The organism is Auraticoccus monumenti, from assembly GCF_900101785.1.
Taxonomy (GTDB): Bacteria; Actinomycetota; Actinomycetes; order Propionibacteriales; family Propionibacteriaceae; genus Auraticoccus; species Auraticoccus monumenti.
The window spans coordinates 1,552,172-1,573,345 of record NZ_LT629688.1; the positions used below are offsets into that span (position 1 = coordinate 1,552,172).

The 21,174-nt window shown below is 68.6% G+C and carries 22 protein-coding genes and 1 tRNA gene; 15 read left to right on the top strand and 8 right to left on the bottom strand.

The features are described 5' to 3' along the window. Window positions 1–99 precede the first annotated feature (99 nt). Window positions 100–483, top strand: a complete 384-nt coding sequence (locus BLT52_RS07135) for a MerR family transcriptional regulator (RefSeq protein WP_090591933.1) — start codon at window positions 100–102, stop codon at window positions 481–483. A gap of 19 nt (window positions 484–502) precedes the next feature. Here the strand turns inward: BLT52_RS07135 and BLT52_RS07140 are convergent, their stop codons facing one another. Then, the gene (locus BLT52_RS07140; protein ID WP_090591935.1) at window positions 503–1,255 is read right to left on the bottom strand and encodes an SDR family NAD(P)-dependent oxidoreductase; all 753 of its coding nucleotides are present in this window, start codon (window positions 1,253–1,255) and stop codon (window positions 503–505) included. Between the two features lie 154 nt (window positions 1,256–1,409). Here BLT52_RS07140 and BLT52_RS07145 point away from each other — a divergent pair, with 154 nt between their 5' ends. Beyond that, on the top strand, window positions 1,410–2,198 hold the full coding sequence (locus tag BLT52_RS07145; protein ID WP_197679237.1) for a helix-turn-helix transcriptional regulator: 789 nt from the start codon (window positions 1,410–1,412) through the stop codon (window positions 2,196–2,198). A gap of 27 nt (window positions 2,199–2,225) precedes the next feature. Here BLT52_RS07145 and BLT52_RS07150 read toward each other — a convergent pair whose 3' ends face one another. Next, window positions 2,226–3,410, bottom strand: coding sequence for an MFS transporter (locus tag BLT52_RS07150; protein ID WP_197679238.1), 1,185 nt, complete (start codon window positions 3,408–3,410; stop codon window positions 2,226–2,228). Window positions 3,411–3,645: 235 nt separating this feature from the next. Between BLT52_RS07150 and BLT52_RS07155 the strand changes: the two genes are divergently transcribed. Then, window positions 3,646–5,088, top strand: coding sequence for a sugar porter family MFS transporter (locus BLT52_RS07155; protein WP_090591938.1), 1,443 nt, complete (start codon window positions 3,646–3,648; stop codon window positions 5,086–5,088). A 13-nt stretch (window positions 5,089–5,101) separates the two neighbouring features. Here the strand turns inward: BLT52_RS07155 and BLT52_RS07160 are convergent, their stop codons facing one another. Then, window positions 5,102–6,013, bottom strand: coding sequence for a LysR family transcriptional regulator (locus tag BLT52_RS07160; protein ID WP_090591941.1), 912 nt, complete (start codon window positions 6,011–6,013; stop codon window positions 5,102–5,104). A gap of 94 nt (window positions 6,014–6,107) precedes the next feature. Here BLT52_RS07160 and BLT52_RS07165 point away from each other — a divergent pair, with 94 nt between their 5' ends. From BLT52_RS07165 to BLT52_RS07185, 5 genes are all read left to right on the top strand, one after another. After that, entirely contained in the window at window positions 6,108–7,214 is a 1,107-nt protein-coding gene (locus BLT52_RS07165; RefSeq protein ID WP_197679239.1) for a YeiH family protein, read from the top strand. 339 nt (window positions 7,215–7,553) lie between these two features. After that, window positions 7,554–7,943: a hypothetical protein gene (locus tag BLT52_RS07170; RefSeq protein ID WP_157677021.1), complete on the top strand. Its 390-nt coding sequence runs from the start codon at window positions 7,554–7,556 to the stop codon at window positions 7,941–7,943. A gap of 84 nt (window positions 7,944–8,027) precedes the next feature. Then, window positions 8,028–10,172 carry a DEAD/DEAH box helicase gene (locus BLT52_RS07175; protein WP_157677022.1) on the top strand — a complete coding sequence of 715 codons (2,145 nt, stop codon included), beginning with the start codon at window positions 8,028–8,030 and terminating at the stop codon, window positions 10,170–10,172. Beyond that, window positions 10,156–10,842 carry a DUF2290 domain-containing protein gene (locus BLT52_RS07180; protein ID WP_090591948.1) on the top strand — a complete coding sequence of 229 codons (687 nt, stop codon included), beginning with the start codon at window positions 10,156–10,158 and terminating at the stop codon, window positions 10,840–10,842. The genes BLT52_RS07175 and BLT52_RS07180 overlap by 17 nt, the downstream gene beginning before the upstream one ends. 429 nt (window positions 10,843–11,271) lie before the next feature. Continuing rightward, window positions 11,272–12,408 carry a hypothetical protein gene (locus tag BLT52_RS07185; protein WP_157677024.1) on the top strand — a complete coding sequence of 379 codons (1,137 nt, stop codon included), beginning with the start codon at window positions 11,272–11,274 and terminating at the stop codon, window positions 12,406–12,408. A gap of 52 nt (window positions 12,409–12,460) precedes the next feature. Here the strand turns inward: BLT52_RS07185 and BLT52_RS07190 are convergent, their stop codons facing one another. Continuing rightward, window positions 12,461–12,970 (bottom strand): GNAT family N-acetyltransferase, encoded by a 510-nt coding sequence (locus BLT52_RS07190; RefSeq protein WP_090591952.1) that lies wholly within the window; start codon window positions 12,968–12,970, stop codon window positions 12,461–12,463. After that, complete coding sequence (locus tag BLT52_RS07195; protein WP_090591954.1) at window positions 12,967–13,770, bottom strand: GntR family transcriptional regulator; 804 nt, start codon at window positions 13,768–13,770, stop codon at window positions 12,967–12,969. Before BLT52_RS07195 ends, BLT52_RS07190 begins: the two co-directional genes overlap by 4 nt. A gap of 110 nt (window positions 13,771–13,880) precedes the next feature. Here BLT52_RS07195 and BLT52_RS07200 point away from each other — a divergent pair, with 110 nt between their 5' ends. The 6 genes from BLT52_RS07200 to BLT52_RS07225 all read left to right on the top strand — a co-directional run bounded on the left by BLT52_RS07200 (window position 13,881) and on the right by BLT52_RS07225 (window position 19,168). After that, window positions 13,881–14,297: a hypothetical protein gene (locus tag BLT52_RS07200; protein WP_090591956.1), complete on the top strand. Its 417-nt coding sequence runs from the start codon at window positions 13,881–13,883 to the stop codon at window positions 14,295–14,297. 3 nt (window positions 14,298–14,300) lie between these two features. Then, window positions 14,301–15,761 (top strand): FtsK/SpoIIIE domain-containing protein, encoded by a 1,461-nt coding sequence (locus BLT52_RS07205; protein WP_090591958.1) that lies wholly within the window; start codon window positions 14,301–14,303, stop codon window positions 15,759–15,761. Beyond that, on the top strand, window positions 15,758–16,030 hold the full coding sequence (locus tag BLT52_RS07210) for a hypothetical protein (protein ID WP_090591960.1): 273 nt from the start codon (window positions 15,758–15,760) through the stop codon (window positions 16,028–16,030). The genes BLT52_RS07205 and BLT52_RS07210 overlap by 4 nt, the downstream gene beginning before the upstream one ends. A gap of 48 nt (window positions 16,031–16,078) precedes the next feature. Beyond that, the gene (locus BLT52_RS07215; protein ID WP_331712565.1) at window positions 16,079–17,584 is read left to right on the top strand and encodes a replication initiator; all 1,506 of its coding nucleotides are present in this window, start codon (window positions 16,079–16,081) and stop codon (window positions 17,582–17,584) included. 184 nt (window positions 17,585–17,768) lie between these two features. Continuing rightward, window positions 17,769–18,014: a helix-turn-helix transcriptional regulator gene (locus BLT52_RS07220; protein WP_090591962.1), complete on the top strand. Its 246-nt coding sequence runs from the start codon at window positions 17,769–17,771 to the stop codon at window positions 18,012–18,014. 29 nt (window positions 18,015–18,043) lie between these two features. Continuing rightward, entirely contained in the window at window positions 18,044–19,168 is a 1,125-nt protein-coding gene (locus tag BLT52_RS07225; RefSeq protein ID WP_197679240.1) for a tyrosine-type recombinase/integrase, read from the top strand. Between the two features lie 73 nt (window positions 19,169–19,241). Here the strand turns inward: BLT52_RS07225 and BLT52_RS07230 are convergent. Together BLT52_RS07230 and BLT52_RS07235 are read right to left on the bottom strand one after the other, a co-directional pair. After that, a tRNA-Lys gene (locus BLT52_RS07230) sits at window positions 19,242–19,317 on the bottom strand. 123 nt (window positions 19,318–19,440) lie between these two features. Next, window positions 19,441–19,896, bottom strand: coding sequence for a MarR family winged helix-turn-helix transcriptional regulator (locus BLT52_RS07235; RefSeq protein ID WP_090591963.1), 456 nt, complete (start codon window positions 19,894–19,896; stop codon window positions 19,441–19,443). A 60-nt stretch (window positions 19,897–19,956) separates the two neighbouring features. On the opposite strand from BLT52_RS07235, the gene BLT52_RS07240 reads away from it, so the two are divergent. Beyond that, complete coding sequence (locus tag BLT52_RS07240) at window positions 19,957–20,325, top strand: VOC family protein (protein WP_090591965.1); 369 nt, start codon at window positions 19,957–19,959, stop codon at window positions 20,323–20,325. On the opposite strand, the gene BLT52_RS07245 is transcribed toward BLT52_RS07240, so the two are convergent. After that, window positions 20,303–21,172, bottom strand: a complete 870-nt coding sequence (locus tag BLT52_RS07245; RefSeq protein ID WP_197679241.1) for an alpha/beta fold hydrolase — start codon at window positions 21,170–21,172, stop codon at window positions 20,303–20,305. The two genes, BLT52_RS07240 and BLT52_RS07245, sit on opposite strands and share 23 nt — an antisense overlap. Window positions 21,173–21,174 lie beyond the last annotated feature (2 nt).

Here is a 21,174-nt window from a genome sequence, read left to right on the forward strand (position 1 = left end):
GGCGGGGCGGTCGTGGTGTGACTGCCCTCGCTACGCTGGGAGTTGACGTCGGCGTCAAGGGCAAGCAGGGAGCCGCGGGCTCGGACGAGGGGGAGAGACGTGCGGATCGGCGAGGTCGCGACGGCGGCGGGAGTGAGCACCAGGGCGCTGCGCTACTACGAGGAGCAGGGGCTGCTGCACTCGGTGCGGAGCCCGAGCGGGCAGCGCCACTACGCCGACTCCGCGGTCGACCGGGTGCAGTGGATCCAGGCGCTGTACGCCGCCGGGCTCGGCAGCCGGGCCATCGTGGGGTTCCTGCCCTGCATCGAGACCGGGGTCCCCACCCCTGCCATGCTCGACCGGCTCGCCACCGAGCGGGACCGGATCGACGCGCAGGTGCGGGAGCTGAGCGCCACCCGGGACCGGCTGGACGCCGTCATCGACGCCGCCCGCGGCATGGCCGAGGACTCCAGCCGGGCCTGCAGCTCCGTCGCCGCCGGCTGAGTCGTCTCGCGGGCCGACGTCACCAGGGGACGTCCACGCCCTCCCAGAGCGTGAAGGTGCCGGTCGGCCCGTCCGGTCCCAGCCGGGCCACGCGCACCACCTCGCGGGCGGCGTCCTCCACCGACTCGGTCCCCTCGAAGTTGACCAGTGCCGTGCTGGCGAAGCCCGGTGAGACCAGGTTGACCTTGATGTCGGTCCCCTCGAGCTCGACCATCATGGCCAGCGTGACGGCGTTGAGCGCCGCCTTCGACGCGGCGTAGGCGGGCTCGAAGACCGAGCGGTACCCCGAGGTCGGTTCGGCGACCGTCGTCAGCGAACCGAGTCCGCTCGTCACGTTCACCACACGCGCGTCGGAGGAGAGGCGCAGCAGCGGCAGCACCGCCTGGTAGACCGCCAGCGGGCCGAAGACGTTGACCTCCCAGACGGCGCGCACCTCCTCGAGGGAGACCGTGCTCGCCCGGGACCCGGCCCGCAGGGCGGCGAGGTCGACACCGGTGCGGGTGGAGGAGATGGCGGCGTTGTTGACCAGGAGGTCCAGACGCCCGGCCTCCTCGCCGATCCGTGCGGCGGCGGTGGCGATCGAGGCAGGGTCGGTCACGTCGAGCTGGAGGGCGGTGGTGCTGGCGCCGATCTCGGCGGCTGCGGCCTGCCCGCGGGCCAGGTCGCGGGACCCGAGGAAGACGGTGACGCCGTCGGCGGCCAGCTCCCGGGCCACGTGCCTGCCCATGCCCTGGTTGGCCCCGGTCACGAGGGCGATGCGGTCGGTGGACATGGGGACTCCTCGAGGTGCGGCTGCGGTGGACGACGCGTGCCTCCCGGCGCTGCGTCTGCCACCCACTCTCCGCGTCCTCGACCGGCGCGGGGAGACCCGCTGGGGACTGGTACCGGCAGGGCCAGCCCGAGGACGTCCGGAGCATGATGGTCTCGTGCCGACCGGAATCAGGACCGACCTGGGGAGGTACCTGCGCGCCCGGCGGGGGACGATGCCGGCGCCCGCGTGCCCGGCCGGTGGCCGGACGTCGCGCCGGCAGGTGCCGGGGCTGCGACGCCAGGAGCTGGCTGTGTCGGCGGGTATCTCGGTGGAGTACTACACCCGTCTCGAGCAGGGGCGGGCTCCCCGGCCGTCGCGGGAGGTGCTGACCGCGCTGGCCGGGACGCTGGGTCTCACCCCGGCGGAGCGGGACCACCTGTTCCGGCTCGCCGGCGAGCTGCCACCCGAACCGCTCGCCCCGGACAGCGAGCTCCGCCCGGGGCTCCGCCGGCTGCTGGACGGACTCGACCACAGCCTGCCGGTGACCGTCCACGACGGCCGCCTCGACGTGGTGGCGCGCAACGGTGCAGCCACCGAGCTCCTCGGACCGCTCCCCGGTGCCGGCCGGTACCGGCGCAACATCGTGCACCAGGGGTTCACCGACGCGGCGCGTCAGGCCCTGGGGAACGAGGGAGCCGACCGCTACGCGGCGTGGGCGGCGGCCGAGCTGCGCTCGGCGATGGGTCGGTACCCCGAGGACGCGCAGCTCAGGTCGATGCAGGCGGAGCTGTCCACGACCAGCGTGAGCTTCCGGGTGCACTGGGCGCGCGGCCAGGTCGCGACGGAGCGGTCCGGCGTGAAGCACCTGCGCCACCCGACCCGGGGCTGGCTCTCGTACCAGAGCGAGATGCTGCACGACCCCGAGCGGGACCACTGGGTCGTGATCTACGCCCCCGTCGGGTGACCGCGGTCCTGGCCCGGGCGACGCGGGTCAGCGCCGGGTGCGCAGAGCGGCCAGCAGGGCGGCGCCGAGGACGGCCGTGACGCCGCCGACGACCAGGGGTCCGCTGGCGGCGACCCGGTCGACGACCAGCCCGCCCACCACGGCCCCGACGGCGATCCCGACGTTGCAGACGGCCACGATCAGCCCGCCGATCTGCTCGAGCCGGTTCGGCTCGGTCCGGGCGCCCCAGCTGAGCACGGCCGTGGGCACGCCGCCGAAGCCCAGGCCCCACACGGCCGCGGCCAGGAAGAGCCCGGTGGTCGAGCTGCCGGTGGTCTGCAGCAGGAGCATGCCCACGCCGAGCACCGAGGGGAAGAGCAGGACGCCCAGCCGTGGTGCCCGGTCGGCCAGCGGGCCGCTGACCAGCGTGCCGACGAGGCCGGCGACCCCGAAGACGAGCAGCAGCACGGCGAGGCCGCCGGCGCCGAGGTCGGACAGGCTCTCCACGGCGGTCCGGATGTAGGTGAACCCGCCGAAGTGGCCGGTGAAGACCAGCAGCACCGCGACCAGCCCGACCGCCGCGACGCGGTTGCGCAGCACCGCCCCGAGCGCCCGGACCCCGTGCGCGGCGGTCGGTGCGACCCGCGGCAGCGTCAGGGCCTGCACCACCAGCGCCAGCACGGCCACGCCGGCCGCGAGCAGGAAGACACCACGCCAGCCCCAGACCTCACCGAGCCAGGACCCGAGCGGCACGGCGGCGACGGTGGCGACGGAGACCCCGCTGTTGACGACGGTGAGCGCGCGCCCGAGGTGGTCCGACGGCACCAGGTGCGCGGCCATCGCGGTGGCCATGGCCCAGAACCCGCCCAGCGCGATGCCCAGGAGCAGGCGGGCGGCCAGGAGGGTGAAGAGGTTCGGAGAGAGGGCGACGGCCACGTTGGACAGGACGGCCAGCGCGGTGAGCCCCATCATCACGTGACGCCGGTCCGCCCGGGGCAGGACCACGGCGATGAGCAGGGCCGAGGGCGCCGCGACGAGGGCCGTCATGGTGACGCTCTGACCCGCGGCGCCGACGGAGACGGCCAGGTCCTCGGCGATCCGCGGCAGCAGGCTCGCGGGCAGGAACTCCGACATGACGATCGCGAAGATCCCCAGGCTGAGCGAGACGACACCGGCCCACGAGGCCGTGTGCGGCGCGCTCGGTGGGGCGGTGGGCGTCGAGGTGGTGGTCACAGGTGCGTCCTCTTCGGTACAGGGGCCCGGGTGGGTCCTTCCTGCGAACGTAGGAGCGTCCGCGGGCGTGGGGGAGAGCCCCGTCGGGCCGGGGGTGCGGCGGGACCCCCGCTGCGGTGCGCGGGGGTGGGTTGCGGCGGCGACGACCCCCGGGTTCTGTCGGGCAGGCTGCTGTTAATGTCCGCTGAGGGTCTCCACAGCCGTGGCCCCACCCGGCCCGAACGAGGAGCTCTCCATGGCCGCACCCACCACGCGCGACGACGTCCAGGGCAGCGCACGCCTGACCGGCTCGATCGTCGTCGTCGCCCTCGTCTCGGCGATCTCGGGTCTGCTCTACGGCTACGACACCGGCATCATCTCCGGCGCCCTGCTGCAGATCACCGACGAGTTCGGCATCGGCGACGGCATGAAGCAGGTCATCGCAGCCTCGATCCTGCTCGGCGCGGTGATCGGTGCCCTGACCTGCAGCCGGCTCTCGGAGTCCCAGGGTCGTCGCAAGACGCTGCTGCTGGTCGCGGTCGTCTTCGTCGTCGGGGCGCTGTGGGCGGCGCTGGCCCCGAACCCGACGATGCTGGTCCTCGGACGCCTGGTCCTCGGCTTCGCCGTCGGCGGTGCCACCCAGACCGCCCCGATCTACGTCGCCGAGCTGAGCCCGACGAAGTTCCGCGGCCGGCTGGTGCTGTTCTTCCAGATCGCCATCGGCGTCGGCATCGTCATCTCCACGATCGTGGGCGCGACCGAGGTGATCGACTGGCGGATCGCCGTCGGGGCCGCCTCGGTGCCCGCGGCCTTCATGCTGATCATGATGCTGCGGCTGCCGGAGAGCCCGCGCTGGCTGGCCAAGACCGGGGACGCCGACGGTGCGCGCACGGCCCTGGAGCGGGTCCGTCCGCACGGGCTCGACGTCGGACCGGAGCTGGACGAGGTCCGCGAGGCCGTCCGGGCCGAGGAGGAGCAGAGCACGCGGGGCTGGCGAGGACTGCGTGAGGCCTGGGTGCGCCCGGCGCTGGTCGTCGGCTGCGGGGTGGCGATCTTCACCCAGCTGTCCGGCATCGAGATGATCATCTACTACTCCCCGACGATCCTCACCGACAACGGGTTCTCCACCTCGGTCGCGCTACGGGTGTCGGTGGCCCTGGGCGTCACCTACCTGGTCACCCAGCTGATCGGGCTGGCCATCATCGACCGGGTGGGACGTCGCCGCCTGACGCTGATCACCCTGCCGGGGGCGGCGCTGGCCCTGATCGTGCTCGGGACGTTCTTCGTCACCGGCAACTCCGGCCCGGAGATGGTGCCCTGGATCATCGCCACGCTGATCGTGTTCATGGCCTTCACCGCCGGCGGGATCCAGCTGATGGGCTGGCTGACCGGCTCGGAGATCTACCCCCTGGCCACCCGGGCCGCGGGTGCCGCCGCGCAGTCGGCGTCGCTGTGGGGCACGAACCTGCTGATCACGCTCACGCTGCTGAGCATCATCAACACCATCGGCACCGGGCAGACCTTCTGGCTGTACGCCGCGTTCAACGTCATCGCGTTCGTGTTCCTGTGGCGCAAGATGCCGGAGCTGACCGGGCGCAGCCTGGAGCAGATCGAGGGGAACCTGCGGCGGGGCGAGTTCACGCCCGCCGACTTCGCCCGCCAGCCCACCGACGACAGCGCCCCCACCGCCCCTCGGTGAGCTCCGGCGGGCGTCAGCGATCGCCTCGCTCGGCGATGGTCGCGATGTCGAGGAGCTCCTGGGCGGGGCGGCTGGTGCGCCGGTCGCTGGGCCAGACGGCACGGAGCAGCCGGGTCAGGTCCGCGCCCCTGATGGGTACCTCAAGCAGCCGGCCGTGGTCCAGGTCGTCCTGCACCGCCAGGTGACTGAGCACGGCGGGGCCGGCGCCGGCCGCCGTGGCGGAGCGGACGGCGGTCGACGTCGACAGCTCCAGCAGCGGCGTGGCCAGGGGGCCGTGCTCGGCGAGCGCGGCGGCGAGGGCGGTGCGGGTGCCGGAGGTGGGTTCGCGCTGGACGAGTCGGGTGGCGGCGAGCTCGGCGGCGTCCACGCGTCGTCGCCGTGCCCAGGGGTGGGTCGGGGCCACGACGACGACGAGCCGGTCGTGGGCGACCACGCGGTCGTCGAGCCCGGGACCGACGTCGGGTCCTTCGACGAAGCCGAGATCGACCTGGTCGGCGAGCACGGCCTGCTCCACCTGGGTGGAGTTCATCGCCTGCAGGCTCACGGCGGTCCGGGGTCGGTCGGCGGCGAGCCGGACCAGCCACCGGGGCAGCAGGTGCTCGGCGACGGTCATGCTGGCGGCCACCCGGAGGTGCTGGTCCTGGTCGGCGCGCAGCGAGGTGATCCCGGCGTCCAGCATCTCCGCGGCGGTCAGCACCTCCCGGGCCCACCCCGCCACCAGGACCCCCGCCGCGGTGAGGGAGGAACCCCGTGGGCTGCGCTCGACCAGGGGCACCCCGACCAGGGCCTCCATGGTCCGCAGCCGTGCCGACACGGCCGGCTGGCTGAGCCCGTGGGCGGTCGCCGCCCGGCCGAGCGACCCCGTCACGGCGATCTCCAGCAGGAGCTGGAGGCTGTCCAGGTCGGGAACACGCGGCGAGACCATCAGCGGAGTCTATCGGTGGCCATCGGTGTCGCTGATGGGTCGATCAGGTCGAGCCCTCTACTACGCCGCGTCCTGGGGGGCCAGGCTCGGGGTCATGACCATCCCGACCGTGACGAAGGTGGCGCGGAGCCGCTGTCGTCCTGACTGCGACCTGGCGCCGATGAGTCCGCGCCACCTCCTGGGTCACCACCAGCCGGGTCAGGGCCGGACCCCGGCCGTGCTGCCGGGCCTGGTCGCCGTGGCGGCGGCGACGGCGGTCGCCTTCGGGGTCGCGCACCTGGTGCCGGCGGTCCACCCGGCCACCGTCGCGGTGGTGCTCGGCGCCCTCGCCGCGAACCTCGGGCTGCACCGGCCGGTGCTGCACGCCGGCACCCACGTCGCCTCGCACCGTCTGCTCCGGATCGCGGTGGTCCTCCTCGGTCTGCAGCTGGGGCTGCCGCAGCTCGTCGACCTCGGCCTCGGCGGGCTGGCCGTCGTGGTGGCCACGGTCGCCGTCACCTTCGTCGGCACCCGGCTGCTCGGCCGTGCCCTCCGGGTGCCCCGTGCCCGGGCCCTGCTGGTCGCGACCGGCTTCTCCATCTGCGGTGCCTCGGCCGTCGCGGCCATGTCCGACGTCGCGGACGGTGACGAGGACGACACCGCGGTCGCGATCGCGCTCGTCACCCTGTGCGGCAGCCTCGCCATCGTGGTGCTGCCCCTCCTGCGTGGGCCGCTCGGCCTGGACCCCGCCGACTTCGGCCGCTGGGTCGGCGCCAGCGTCCACGACGTCGGCCAGAGCGTCGCCACCGCCAACCAGGTTCCCGGGGCGCTGACCACCGCCGTGGTGGTCAAGCTCAGCCGCGTCGTCCTCCTCGCGCCCCTGGTGGCCGGCGTCGGGCTCGCGGCCCGCCGCCGTGCCCGCCAGGTGACCTCGGGAGGACCGGTGCCCGGGAGCCGTCGACCCCCGGTGGTGCCGCTGTTCGTCGTCGGCTTCCTCGCCGCCATCGCCGTGGCCAGCACCCACCTGGTGCCCTCCGCGGTCCTCGCCGGCGCCCAGCAGGTGCAGGAGGTGCTGCTGACCGCAGCCCTCGTCGGACTCGGCACCGGCATCCACGTGTCCACCCTCCGCCGCACCGGGGGTCGGGCCCTGCTCCTCGGCCTCGGCTCCTGGGTCCTCGTCGCCGGCACCGCCTACCTCGGCGTCCGCCTCCTCCAGCTCTGACACGCGTGGATCCGTCGGCTGGGCGGAGGCGCGAGGGACGTCGGACCGCAATCACCCTCCCGTGGCCGGGCCGGCGGTGCCCTGACGTGGACCACCGACCTGGCGAGGGGGGGTCCCTGCCGGTGCGGATGGTGGTTCACGGAGAGTGCCGTGTGGTGGGCCCCGTGGGGATCGAACCCACAACCCGCGGATCTGTTTCCTGGGCTGTAGAAGGGCCGCTTGATCAGCGAGGTCAACGGGTCGGCATCTGCCCCGATTGCGCCCGGGAGGTCATGGTCGACGGGCATTAGTCCCCATATGAGTCCCCACGGCGCTCCTGCTTCGTAGACACTGCTCGTCATGGCACTCCGACGCGACCACGACCCGGGACTTGACCCGTTCCGGGAGGGCGTGGCTGTGCTACGAGATCTCGACGGTGCAGTGGTTGGTCACCTGGCGGCGATCGTGGAGCACTTCTGGTCCCCGTTCAGCCCTCTGACTTGGCAGGAGTGCGTCTGGCTCCTCGTGACCTGGACCGACGGAGAGGGGGAACCGATCATCGAGGACTACCCCCCGTGGACGGCGGTCGATGAGGTCCGGATGGGTCAGATCGAGGTAGAGCGCATGTCAACTGGCATCAGCGGGACGTTCTCGGTCGAGTGGCTTGAAGGCTCGGAGCGCGACGCTGCTTGGACTCGATGCGGTATCAAGGAGCCGGCTGGCTACTACCTAGGCGGCTACCACTTGTGAGCGACGCCTCACGAGGCCGTCCCTCCCTACGCTAGCTGCCGACCTAGGCGACCCTTGGGAAGGCCATGTGCCATCATGCACGACATGGCTCTGGACGTGGTGTACGGCGAGACCCGCAATCCCGAGGTCAGTCGCCGTGTCATAGAAGCGTTGTCGACGCTCGGTTTGACCGGTACAGCTTATGTGGGCTACCCAGTGCTGGCAGGTGCCGACGGCAAGGTGCCAGTGGACGTTCTGCTGGTTTCCAGTGATACCGGGATTGTTACTTTCACCCTAACCGCTGCATCAGATGCGACGAACGTAGACGCCATAGTGCACGATCAAGACAACCTGGCTAGCGTCCTTGAAAGCTCGTTGAGCCGATATCCGGCACTGCGGACGGGACGTCGATTTGCGGTGCCCATTACGACGGTGGTCGTGGGTCCCGATAGTGTGGAGTCAGATGCTTTGTTGAAGCAGAATGACGTGACGTTTGTTCCCGTGAACCAAGTGGCAGCTGCCGTACCCGTCGAACAACACATCGACGATGTTCGATTGCATGCACTAGAGGCAGCGCTACAAAGGGTCACGACAATAAAGCCTCCCCGCCGTCGCACTGAGGTTACCGACAATGGCTCGTACGGGGGCATTATTCGGCGGATTGAGGCCGAGATTGCTAATCTGGACGCGTGGCAGAAGCAAGCGGCTATTGAAAGCCCTCTGGGCCCGCAACGGATCCGCGGGCTCGCGGGATCGGGAAAGACCGTCGTCTTGGCACTGAAGGCGGCTTATTGGCATGTGCAACATCCAGAATGGCGCATTGCGCTCACCTTTCAGACGAGATCCCTATACCACCAACTCGAGGACCTGACGACTAGGTTCACTTTCGCGCATGGCGAGGACGCGCCGGATCGTGACAAGCTACAGATTCTGCACGCTTGGGGTGCTAGTCGCCGTGGCGGCCTATACCAAGTGATGGCGGACCACGTAGGCGCTCCCATTCGCGACTACAACTACGCGCGAGCGCAATTTGGGATGGAGAATGCTTTCGACGGCGTGTGTAGGGAGTTGCTAGATCATTGCGCGGGAATCAACGTTGACCCCATATTCGATGCTATTTTGATTGACGAGGCTCAGGACCTACCTCCCACCTTCTTCAAACTTGTATACCTATTTACCAAGAAGCCGAAGCGTGTCGTGTGGGCATACGACGAACTTCAGATTCTCTCAGAGGCATCCATGCCGTCAACTGAGGAACTGTTCGGAAAAGATGCCAACGGCGACGCCCTCGTCACTCTAAGAAACAGGTCGGGCAGTCCGCAAGAGGACATCGTTCTACCCAAGTGCTACAGAAATACCCCCTGGGCACTTACTGCGGCACACGCCATCGGGTTCGGCTTGTATCGTGACGAGTTGGTTCAACACTTCGATAACCCTCAGTTGTGGGCTGATATTGGTTATGAAGTGGAAAAGGGTCACCTGAGCCTGGGTTCCCACGTTGTGCTGGATCGTAAGGCGAAGAGTGCTCCGAGTTTCTTCTTCGAACTTTTGACACCAGAGGATGCAGTACAATTCATTCCGTTTCAGGCAACAAGTGATCAGGATAACTGGATAGCCGAAAGCGTCGCGCGGGACATATCGGAGCACGAGTTAAGGCATGAAGACGTACTGATTGTGCTTCCTGAACCGTACGTCGCCCGTTCGCGATTTGCAGGACTTAAGGCGGTTCTCTGGTCGCGCGGTCTGCAGGCTCACATGCCAAGCGTGAATGCTGGCGTGGACAGTCTCTTTCTCGAGAATTCCATTGCAGTCACGCACGTATTCCGGGCGAAAGGCAACGAGGCGGCTATGGTGTACGTTGTCGATGCAGAATTCGGCAACGGTGGGTCTAACCTGGTGACGCGCAGAAACACCATTTTCACGGCTATTACGAGAAGTAGGGCTTGGGTGCGCGTAACCGGTCGCGGCGAGAATTTCCAAGCATTGGTTGCTGAGTACGAGCAGGTCAAGAGTCGTGACTTCGTTCTGGACTTTACGCTGCCGACTGAACGTGAGTTGGCGGCGATGAACCGCCTCAACCAGGAACGAGCTGCCGGGGAGCAAGCCAACGACGCCGTGCTGCAAAGCCTGGAGGAGGCGTTAGCCATGGTTGAACAAGGCCGGTTGAGGTTGAATGATCTGACGCCGCGGCAGCGAACCCTTCTAGCGCGGCTTACCCGCGATCGGTTGAACGATGGCCCCGAGTTCTGATTCAAAGTGGATCGTAAACGATCTTCGGAACATTCGCGATTTTTTCGTTGGCGCTGGTATCGCGATCGACGCGAATGATGTCTACGATGGAGAACGCGGAAGACTGACGTGGGCGCCAAGCCCAGGGGCCGGCTCCCTATTCCAGTTTGGAGTTCATACAACCCTCGAGGACTACCAGTACTGGTGCTTGGATCGACAGTACTCCTTGATGCTGCTGGACGGGTCGCTGCTGCAAGTTTCATACTTCTTCACCGATGGTCAGGTTTACTCTCACCGCCTGGCGTACATTCCGTTTCCTCTTGCCGGTGACCGGACGTTCGCATCAGCTTATGAAGTCACAGAGTTCGTTTCCAATATGCACCCCGAACCGTCTGACGTGGCACTTCAGGCTGTTGTTCGGTTTGACTATGACCCATCAAATGCGCGCCCGGGTCACGCAGCAAGCCATTTGACCATCAACCGATCGAGCTGCCGTATTGAGGTCAGGACATGGGTGGCACTACCCACGTTCATTCAACTCGTTTTCCGCGAATTTTATCCGGAACTTTGGCAAGCTCATGACTTCCTGAGGGGCTTGGGTACGGCCGCTCTTCTTGACCAACAGCCCACGTTCGGCGCTTACGACGCTCCGGCTGATCCGCACGTCAACTGGCGGCCAGCAGTGGCCTAACGTCCGCCGCCGGAGGTCTGTAGTGCCTCCGGCGGCTCGTTCGAAGGGCGGAGGTCGCCGGGGACAGCGCCTTACTAGGTCCCTGCGGTCACCAACGGCGCTTACGCATGCCGGGCCTTGGCCGAGGCGACATGCCTTCGGGTTCGAGAGTTCTCGTGTCTGGCTGCCACGATAGGTGTCATGGGACCACACATGTGTGGCGCAAGGCGAGTTGACGGCCAACCCTGCCGGCGACGGGTTCGTGCTGCGCGCTGCCATCAGCATGTGCACCTGGAGAAGGACGGGGCAGGGGGATCCGAGACCCAGCCAGTACGAACGGCTCACTCAATCGCAGTGGACCCGAGCCGTAGTGCGACCCTCGCTGCCCAAGGGGGGATCGGACTCAATCCGACTGCCTCACTGCTGGCGCAGAAGGGTATCAGCTCCCAGATGCAGAGCTTGGTCGCTGCCATGGCGCCCATCCAGTCCGGCGCCTCGATCCTGCGGGCTAACTCCGCCCTCAGCTCCCAGATGCAGAGCTTGGTCGCTGCCATGGCGCCCATCCAGTCAGCCGCGTCCTTTCTGCGGGCTAATTCCGCCGTCAGCTCCCAGATGCAGAGCCTGGTCGCTGCCATGGCGCCCATCCAGTCCGGCGCCTCGATTCTGCTCGCCAACTCCGCCGTCAGCTCTCAGATGCAGAGCCTGGTTGCTGCCATGGCGCCCATCCAGTCCGCCGCCTCGACTCTGCGGGCCAACTCGGCCATTCGATCAACCGGCTCCATCCTGGCCGACTACGGACTCAGCTCGACTGCCTCACTGCTGGCGCAAGACGGGATCAGCTCCCAGATGCAGAGCCTGGTTGCTGCCTTGGCGCCCATCCAGTCCGCCGCCTCAATTCTGCGGGCTAACTCCGGTATCAGCTCCCAGATGCAGAGCCTGGTCGCTGCTATGGCGCCCATCCAGTCCGCCGCTTCAATTCTGCGGGCTAACTCCGTTATCAGCTCCCAGATGCAGAGCCTGGTCGCTGCCTTGGCGCCCATCCAGTCCGCCGCCTCAATTCTGCGGGCTAACTCCGTTATCAGCTCCAGTGCCGCACTGCTAGCCGGCGTTGGCAGCGGCTATTTTCCAAGTGGGGACCTCCCGGGAATGGCGGAGATTTATTCCGCCACAGCGCTACTCGCGGGCGAAGCTGCTTCCGGGAACTTCCTGGACGTATCGGCCGATCTGTATCTACCGACTGCCAGCACCTTGGACCGCGGCATCCGTGAGCAAAGCGAACGAGTGAATGAACTCGGCTTTCGTCTGCCAACGCTTGCTGAGGTTCGAGCCTTCGGTCACGAGCGTGTAGGCCTGAACAAGGTCGGCGCTGGCATCATGGCCGTTATGCTCGCGCCGCTCCTTCTCGTTCCACAAGTCAGGTCGGTGCTCAGCACGGTGGACGATGTGTTCTTCCTGTACGCATTGGCGTTTTGGCTGTTGACACAGGTCGCTCCCACCGACCGCCCGCCGAGGACCGGCCCGCAGCGAGCGCCAGCGAGCGAGGACACGGACCGCAGGGGGGACGGCGCGGCGGAGCCGCGCTCTTGACTAAGTAGAGGCAGATTCGGCAGCCGGGTTGCTGGAGTCGATCGCGCGAGACTCAGACTGGCGCGGGGCTGAGCATCGCCAGGGCAGGAACGACGCGACCGTTACCGGCGTCGTGCTCGGTGGCGCCGAGGCGAGTCCAGCCGAGTCGTTCGTACAGTCGAATGGCCGCCTGGTCCTTGGCCATGACGTCCAGGAGCAGACGGAGGTGTCGCTCTCGGGCGAAGTTCGCCGCAGCTTCCATCAGCTGGCGGGCAGCGCCGAGGCCGCGGGCATCTGAGACGACGAAGAGTCGACCGAGCATTCCGATGCTTTCGCCGGGAGCAGGGTGGTACAGCTCGGCAGCCGCGTCGCCTGTCTGGGGTCGTGTGATTGCGACATGGCCGACGATGCGTCCGTCCAGCTCGGCAACGAAAGCGGTCAGCAGGGCGTCGGATTGGAGCCACCCTTCGGGGTCAGACACTCCCTCGACTGGATAGCCGTCTGTCTCGTGGACGTTCACCAGAGCCCTGGCGGCTGCGGGCAGGTCCGCGTTAGTCCGTGGTCGGATGGTCAGGTTGTTCACAGGCGGGACTCCTTGAGGCGCTGAGGGTCGGTCACGGGCATGGTGTAGTCCAGGCCGTTGAGATCGGCGCGCATGGTGAAGACGGTCACTTCGAACGGTCGGTGGTGCTGGTTCAGCCCTGTGTGGGTGACGACCAGGACGGGCACCCCGTCCGGCACCTGCAGCCGCCGGGACTCGTCAGGGCTTGGCATGCGCGCCGTGACTTCCTCGCGGATGGTGGTGATGCTGTGGCCGGTGTCTTCGAAGCGGGCGTAGAGGCTGCCTGGTCCGAGGTCGGCTGAGTTACCGAGAGGGCTGCCCTCGGCGATGTTCCAGGGGATCCAGGTGACGCCGTACTGCACCGGCTCGTCGTCGGCGTAGTACCAGTTCTCACGGCGGGCCACGGGGTCGCTTTGGTTCAGGCCCAAGCGTTCGGCTACGTCGGCGGGAGCAGGAGTCTGCTGGATTGACGTGCAGTCCACTCGGGGGGTCCGGTGCTGCTGTGTGACCTCGGCCCGGAATGGGGAGAGGCCAGTCTCATCGCGCAGGGCGCGTGAGTAGCGCTCGGCTCCGAAGCGCAGCAGCTTGCGCGGGTGCCGGACGAAGACACCTCGCCCGTGTTGCACGTCCACGAGGCCTTGGTCTGCCAGCAGTCGGATCGCGGCTCGGGCGGTGTTGCGCGCCACTCGGTGCTCGCTCGCGAGGACACGCTCGGAGGGAAGACGGTCACCGGGCGCTAGTTCGCCCCGAGTGATGATGCCGCGCAGCAGCTCGGCCAGGAGATGGCTGGCTGGCTCACTTCGCTGCTGATCGTCGTCCATCCGGCGAGCATAACGAGGCTGGCTCAAGCCAGTCCTTGACATGGGCAAAGTCGACCCGCTGTACTGGCTTAAGCCACTACTGGCTCAAGCCACTACGAGAGGACTCGATCATGGCCGTGCAGGGACCGTTCAAGGTCAACTTCAACGAGGTGTTCCCCTTCGGACTGGGTGTCGTGGGGGCGGTGTCGGCGCAGGCGGACTTCGACGCCTCGACCCGTGAGAACCGGGTGCAGCAGCGGGACAAGGACACCGGGGAGCCGGTGTGGGTGGTGGACGTCATGGACTTCGACCCCGAGGCCCGTGAGCGGACGTTCAAGGTGAAGATCACCGCCCCGGTGCAGCCGGTCCCGCCGGACGCGATCGAAGGGCTGCCGGTCCGCCCGGTAGTGCTGGAGGGGCTGATGGTGACCCCGTACCTGAAGGAGGTCGGCAACGGGCGATCCCGGATCGCGTACTCGCTGCGGGCCACGGGCATGTCGGCTCCCCGCGGCAACCGTGTGCAGGGCGAGCACAATAAGGCGGCCTGAGCCATGAGCGCGCTCGCGTGGTCCCGCCGCGGTGCAGAGGAGGTGTGGTGGTGGCTGTCCCGGACAGCGGGCTACGGCTGGCGGCACAAGCGCCTCCTGCTTGTCGGGGGCTGGGCGGTGCTGTCGTCGTGGCTCCTCGACCTCGGGTGGCCGTGGCTGCCGCTGCTGGTGGTGTCGCCGGTGTTGGTGCTGCTGGTGTGGGAGCGGTGGTGGCCGGTCGCATTCCAGGTCCAGGTCACTGACCGGCTGTTCCGCTCCCGCACCCGTCGGTGGCTGCGGCGTCGGTGGGCGTCGGTGATGGAGGCGTGTGGGTTGGCCCGTCGGCTGCCGTCCAACCAGTCCGTGCAGGTCCCGGCGCTCGTAGGGCTGGCGTGGGAGGGGTCGCAGCTCGTGGCTTCCCCGAGGCTCCTGACCGGGCAGACCGTGGAGGACTTCGAGGGCGCAGCGGAGCGGCTACGGGTAGCACTGGAGGCGAACCGGCTGCGCGTCATCGCAGACCCCGCCGCGACCGGCTGCCGTCTGGTCTGGTCCTTCGGCGACCCGCTCGCCGCCGCGTTCGCCTGGCCGGTCCCTGAGGACCAGGCGATCAACCTCGAATGGCTAACCCTGGGCCGCACCGAGGACGGGCAGACCTGGCGACTGCCGCTACGGGTGTCCACCCTCGTGGCCGGGTCGACCGGTGCCGGGAAGGGCTCGGTGCTGTGGGGCACGGTCCTCTCGCTGGCCCCGGCTGTCCGTGCGGGGTTGGTGCAGCTGCACGGGGTGGACCTCAAGGGCGGGATGGAACTCGGTCTCGGCAAGCCACTCTTCACCCGCTACGCCACCGACGCCGGCGAGGCCGTGATCATGCTCGAGGAGGCCGTGACCGCGTGTGAGGAGCGGGCCAAGCGGCTGGCCGGGAACTCACGCCTCCACGCTCCCACGACCGACGAGCCCCTGATCATCTTCGTAATCGACGAACTGGCCTCGCTGGTGGCCTACCTCCCGGATCGGGACCTGCTCAAGCGGGCGGAGGCGGCCCTCTCGCGGCTGCTGTCCATCGGGAGAGCACCCGGCTTCTACGTGTATGCGTTCCTGCAGGACCCGCGCAAGGAGACGGTGCGGATGCGGCACCTGTTCACCCAGTCCATGGGGCTCCGGCTGCGGGACCGGGAAGAGTCGGCCATGGTCCTTGGTGACGGCGCGGTCGCTTCCGGTGCTGCCTGCCACAAGATCCACCGCTCGATGCCCGGCGTCGGCTACGCGGTCGGTGAAGACGGCCTGATCGTCAAGGTCCGTGCCGGGTTCGTGGCCGACGACACCATCCGCGCCACCGCCGCGCGATTCCCCACCCCGGTCCAGGTGCCGATCGTCCAGGCCGTGCCCGATGAGGGCGAGGAGGCTCCTGCCCCGGCTGCTGCTCGTGCACCGCGCAAGCCCCGGACGAGCCGTCGCCGTACGGAGAACGTGGGGGCTGACTCGTGACTGGTCCCGCCGCCGGCCTGGACCCGGTGCAGCTGCACTACCGGGCCCTGGTGCTGCAGTGCTCCCACCCCGGCAGCGTGGACGAGCCCAACGAGCTCGTGATGGCGCTGTGGACCGACGACCACACCGCGGTTGTGGCAGGGATGACCCGTGCCGAGCGCGAGGACCTGTGGGCGGACCTGGAGGCGCTGGCGGAGCGGCTGGACCCGTGGATCACCCACCAGGCCAAGCCCACCCAACCGGCCGCAGCCAACGGCACCGCGGCCTGAGGAGGACTGGTGCAGCAGCTGGAGACCATGGCGGCCGTGACGCCGGTCATGGCGCGTGAACTGGCGGTGGCGCAGAAGGTGTGCGTGCGACCGATCATGCGCCGCGTCATCGACCGCGATACCGACACCGACCAGCGGGTGGCCATACCGTGCGGGTCGACTCGTGAGTCGGTGTGCCCGTCGTGTGCGCACAAGGCACGGATCTTGCGGATGCAGCAGTGCGCTGAGGGCTGGCATCGCACTGAGGAGCCCGAGCAGGATTCGGCTACGGCTACGGCGACGCGACCTGATGACCTGCTAGAAGAGGGGGAACCCGGTCCTGACCCAGTCCGGGGGGAGGACAGTCAGGACCGGGCCCGACGAGCGCGTAGTACCCGGCGCCGTGACGATGTTTGCGAACTCCCCCGAGTCACGCCTAGCAGCACCACGGTGGGGGCCGTGTACTCAGCACCCAACGGGCGAGAGTACCGGCCTTCGATGTTCCTCACGATGACTCTGCCGTCCTACGGGGCGGTCGGCTCTGGTGGCATCCCGCTGGACCCGGACCGCTACGACTACCGTCGCGCCGCGCTCGACGCGCTGCACTTCGCCAAGCTGGTCGACCGGTTCTGGCAGAACCTGCGCCGCTGCGCCGGGTTCAAGGTGCAGTACTTCGCCACCGTCGAACCCCAAGCCCGCCTCGCGGCTCACCTTCACGCCGCGGTCCGTGGTGCGATTCCTCGGCAGCTGCTTCGCCAGGTCATCCGCGCCACCTACGTCCAGGTGTGGTGGCCGTCGTTCGACCGAGCCGTCTACGTCGACCGGCTGCCGGTCTGGGACGGTGAGGAGTACGTCGATCCTGACACCGGCGCCGCGCTGCCGACGTGGGATGAGGCGCTGGCCCAGGTCGACGCCGACCCTGACGCCCGACCGGTGCACGTGGCCCGGTTTGGGAAGCAGGCCGACATGCGCGGCATCATCGCTCCTTCCGCCGATGCTGAGCGGGCTGTGCGGTACCTGACCAAGTACCTCACCAAGGCCGTGGCCGATCCGATCAGCGACGACGCCGACGAGTGGGACCCGGCTCGGGAAGCGCACATCGACCGTTTGCACACCGAGCTGCGGTACCTACCGTGCTCACCGCAGTGCGCCAACTGGTTGCGGTACGGGTTGCAGCCGAAGAGCCCTGGCGCTGGCCTGGCCCCCGGACGGTGTCCGGCCAAAGCTCACGACCGTGAACACCTCGGCCTCGGCGGTCGTCGCGTCCTTGTCTCGCGGCAGTGGTCCGGTAAGACACTGGCCGGTCACCGCGCCGACCGCGCCACCGTCGTCCGCCAAGCCCTCCTCACCGCCGGGGTCCTGGCCCCCGACGTCGAACGTCTCGCGGCCGACACGCTGTCCGCTGACGGGCACCCGCGCTTCGTGTGGACTGACACCAAGACCGACCCGATCAGCTACTCCCGGGTGATCTTGGAGTCGATCGCGGAGCGGCAGCGCTGGCGCACGCAGTACGAGCAGGCCAAGGCCGCCGGCGGGTCTGTGGATGACCGTTCGGCAACTGCTCAGCCACCGTGACTGCGCCACAGCTGCGGCATCCCCGGATGACTGCCGAGCCGTGGTCAGGGCCCGCGCGGTCAGGGGTGAGCGAAGCGAATCACGTAGTGACACGAAGTGCCCTTGACGGCGCGGGCACTGACCACACCTTCCATGATCAATTCGGGGATGCCGCTCCCTCGGGCACCTATGAAAGGCGAGGACGATGACACGCAGGGCAGGGACGCAAGGGGCGGCTAGTGAGGCTGGGACGGCTCGCGCAGTAAAAGTCGAAGCGCTGTGGACGGTCCAGGACGTCAGCTCGTACTTGGGGGTGCCAGCGTGCACGGTCTACGCCTGGCGCAGTGCCGGGACGGGTCCTCCGGGTCGCCTGGTGGGTCGACGGCTCCGTTACCGTCCCGAGGACGTTCTCGAGTGGGTTGATCAGCTGCCGACAGCGGTGGTGTCGTGAAGCCGATTGGCTTGGGCGAGCACGGGCAGGTGACGGTGCGTCAGGAGGGCGGTCACCACGTCGCCTACGTGCGGTATCGCGACTACGGGGGGCGCCTGCGCCGGATCAAGCGGCTGGGTAGCTCGAAGGCGGATGCTTCTCGGCGGGCGCTGGCTGCGGTGGCGGAGTCGGTGGCGGCGGGGGTTGGCGGTGACTTCACGCGGTCGAGCAAGTTGGCCGCTGGGCTGGAGGGCTGGCTGGCGATGTTCGACGGCCTGGTCGAGCGGGGCCGCCGATCTCCGACGACTCGTGATCTGTACGCCGGTGTGACGGGCCGGCTGATCGTTCCGGCGATCGGTGGTCTGCGGCTGGGGGAGTTGACCGCGCCGACTCTCGACCGGTTCCTGCAGGCGATCTTGCGGGAGAAGGGTCCTGCGACGGCCAAGCTCTGCCGTGCGGTGCTCTCGGGTGCCTGTGGCTGGCTGGTTCGCCAGGGTGGCTTGGTCACGAATCCAGTGCGTGATCTGACGCCGATCGAGTTGGAGGGCGGGCGTGCCGCGAAGGCGTTGACGATGCAGGAGGTGCGGCGCTGGCTGGCGCATCTTGATGCTGATGAGTTCGCTCGCCGTCACGACCTGCCCGAGCTAGCCCGGTTCATGCTGGCCACCGGGCTCCGAGTTGGTGAAGCGGTCGGGGTGACGTGGGCGGACGTCGACCTGGACGCTGGGGTCGTCATGGTGCAACGGACGATCGTCCCGGTTGCAGGGAAGGGGCTCCTGGCGAAGCGGGTGAAGTCGAAGGCGTCTGAGCGTGGGTTGATCATGCCCGCGTGGTGCGTGACGTTACTGCGAGCGAGACGGGTTCGCCTTGGTGCGTTCGAAGGTCCGGTGTTCCCCGACTCGCGGGGTGGTTGGCGCGACCGGGGCAACGTGGGTAAGGCCTTCCGCCGTGTGCGCGGCGACGACTTCAACTGGGTCACGACGCACACATTTCGCAAGACGGTCGCGACGCTGCTGGACGAGAGTGGAGCGACGGCTCGCATGATCGCTGACCAGCTCGGGCACTCGCGGGTGTCGATGACTCAGGACGTCTACTTGGGTCGTCGTGCTGCGAACGCTCCGAACGCGGTGGCTCTGGAGGCCTACGATCCTGACGCCGCCACCCCGTCGAGCTGACCTGCATTAGTCCCCACACTAGTCCCCATCTGGGGTGGTGGCTGGTCATGGGATGCCCGCAATGGTGCGGTTCTGGTGGGCCCCGTGGGGATCGAACCCACAACCCGCGGATTAAAAGTCCGCTGCTCTGCCAGTTGAGCTAGAGGCCCAGGTCGGGTGGCGACGGAGGCTGGAGGTCCGCGGCAGTCACGACCCGGCGGCTCCCGAGGGGTCCGCGCAGCGCCGACGCTACCGCACGACCCGAGCCGCTCGGAGCGACCGGGCGGGCGGCGTCACGGGGTGGCAGGTGCGGCGAGGGCCGTGACGCAGGCGGTCAGGCTGGCGCGCAGTCCTCGCACCTGGTCAGGCTCGAGGTCGGCGACCATCTGCTGCTCGACGGCGTGGACGGCCGTGCTGGCCGCCTCCAGCTGTCGGCGGCCGTGGTCGGTCAGCCGGGTCGGCAGCGCCCTCCCGTGGGGCGCCGTCTCCTCCCGGGTGACCAGGCCCCGGTCACGCAGCCCTCGGAGCACCCCGTCCATGGCCTGGCGGGTGACGAAGACGCGGCGCGCGAGCTCGGCGTTCGACAACCCCTCGGTCTGGCCCAGCACCTCCAGGCAGGAGTACTGGGACACCGTCAGGTCCATCGTCCGCAGCGCGGCGTCCATGCTGCCGCGCAGTGCCGTCGACGCGCGCTTCAGCAGGTAGCCCACGGACTGCTCGAGGTCACCCACCGTCTCCAGTTGACTCATGTCAACATCCTGACACATACTCCATGTCAGGAACCTGACATACGATCTGAGGAGAACTCCATGACCATCACCGGACCCGACTTCATCGCCCTGCAGGTACGTGACCTCGAGCGTGCCGCCTCGTTCTACGAGAACCACCTCGGGCTGCGCCGCGCGTCCGTCGCCCCACCGCACGCCGTCGTCTTCGACACCGCACCGATCGCCTTCGCGGTGCGCGAGCCGATGCCCGGGGTCGACCTCGACTCAGTCACCCAGCCCGGTCTCGGGGTGGCCCTGTGGTTGCACGCCGACGACGCCCAGGCCCTGCACGACTCCCTCGCTGCCGCCGGTGTGCCCATCGTCGCGCCGCCGGTCGACGGGCCCTTCGGGCGCACCTTCACCTTCACCGACCCCGACGGCTACGCCGTCACGCTGCACGACCAGGTGTGACGCGGTCCAGGAGATCCAGCACCAGGGTGGCCACCTCGTCCAGGTGGCTCTCCAGCAGGAAGTGACCGCCGTCGAGCAGCTCGACCTGGGCGTCCGGGAGGTCGCGGCTGAACGCGGTCGCCCCCGCGGGGGCGAAGATCTCGTCGTTGCGGCCCCACACCGCCAGCAGCGGGACCTGGCTCTCCCGGAACCACCGCTGCACCTCGGGGTAGAGGGCGACGTTGCTGACGTAGTCGGCGAAGAGCGCGAGCTGGACGCGGTCGTTGCCGGGCCGCGACACCAGCGCGGTGTCGTGGTGCCAGGTCTCCGGGTCCACCGTCTCGGGGTCGGGGACGCCGTGGGTGTACTGCCAGCGGATGGCGTCGATCCCCAGTGCCGGTCGGAGCTCGGCCTCGGCGCCGGCGTCCTCCGCGTAGCGCCAGATCGGCGCCCAGAAGTCCTCGACGAAACCGTCCTCGTAGGCGTTGCCGTTCTGGCTGACCACCGCCGTCACGTGGTCGGGGTCGGCCAGAGCGAGCCGCCAGCCGATCGGCGCGCCGTAGTCCTGCACGTAGATGGCGTACCGGTCGACACCCAGCTGCTCGAGCAGCCCGCGGGTCAGGTCGGCCAGTGCGTCGAAGCTGTACTCGAAGTCCTCCACCGGCGGGGCGTCGGAGAAGCCGAAGCCCAGGTGGTCCGGCGCGATCACCCGGCAGCGCGTGGCGAGCAGCGGGATGAGCCGGCGGAACATGAACGAGCTCGTCGGGTAGCCGTGCAGCAGCACGATCACCGGCGCGTCGGCCGGCCCGGACTCCTGGTAGTGCAGCCGGTGTCCGTCGACGACCCGCTGGCGGTAGTGGATGACCATCA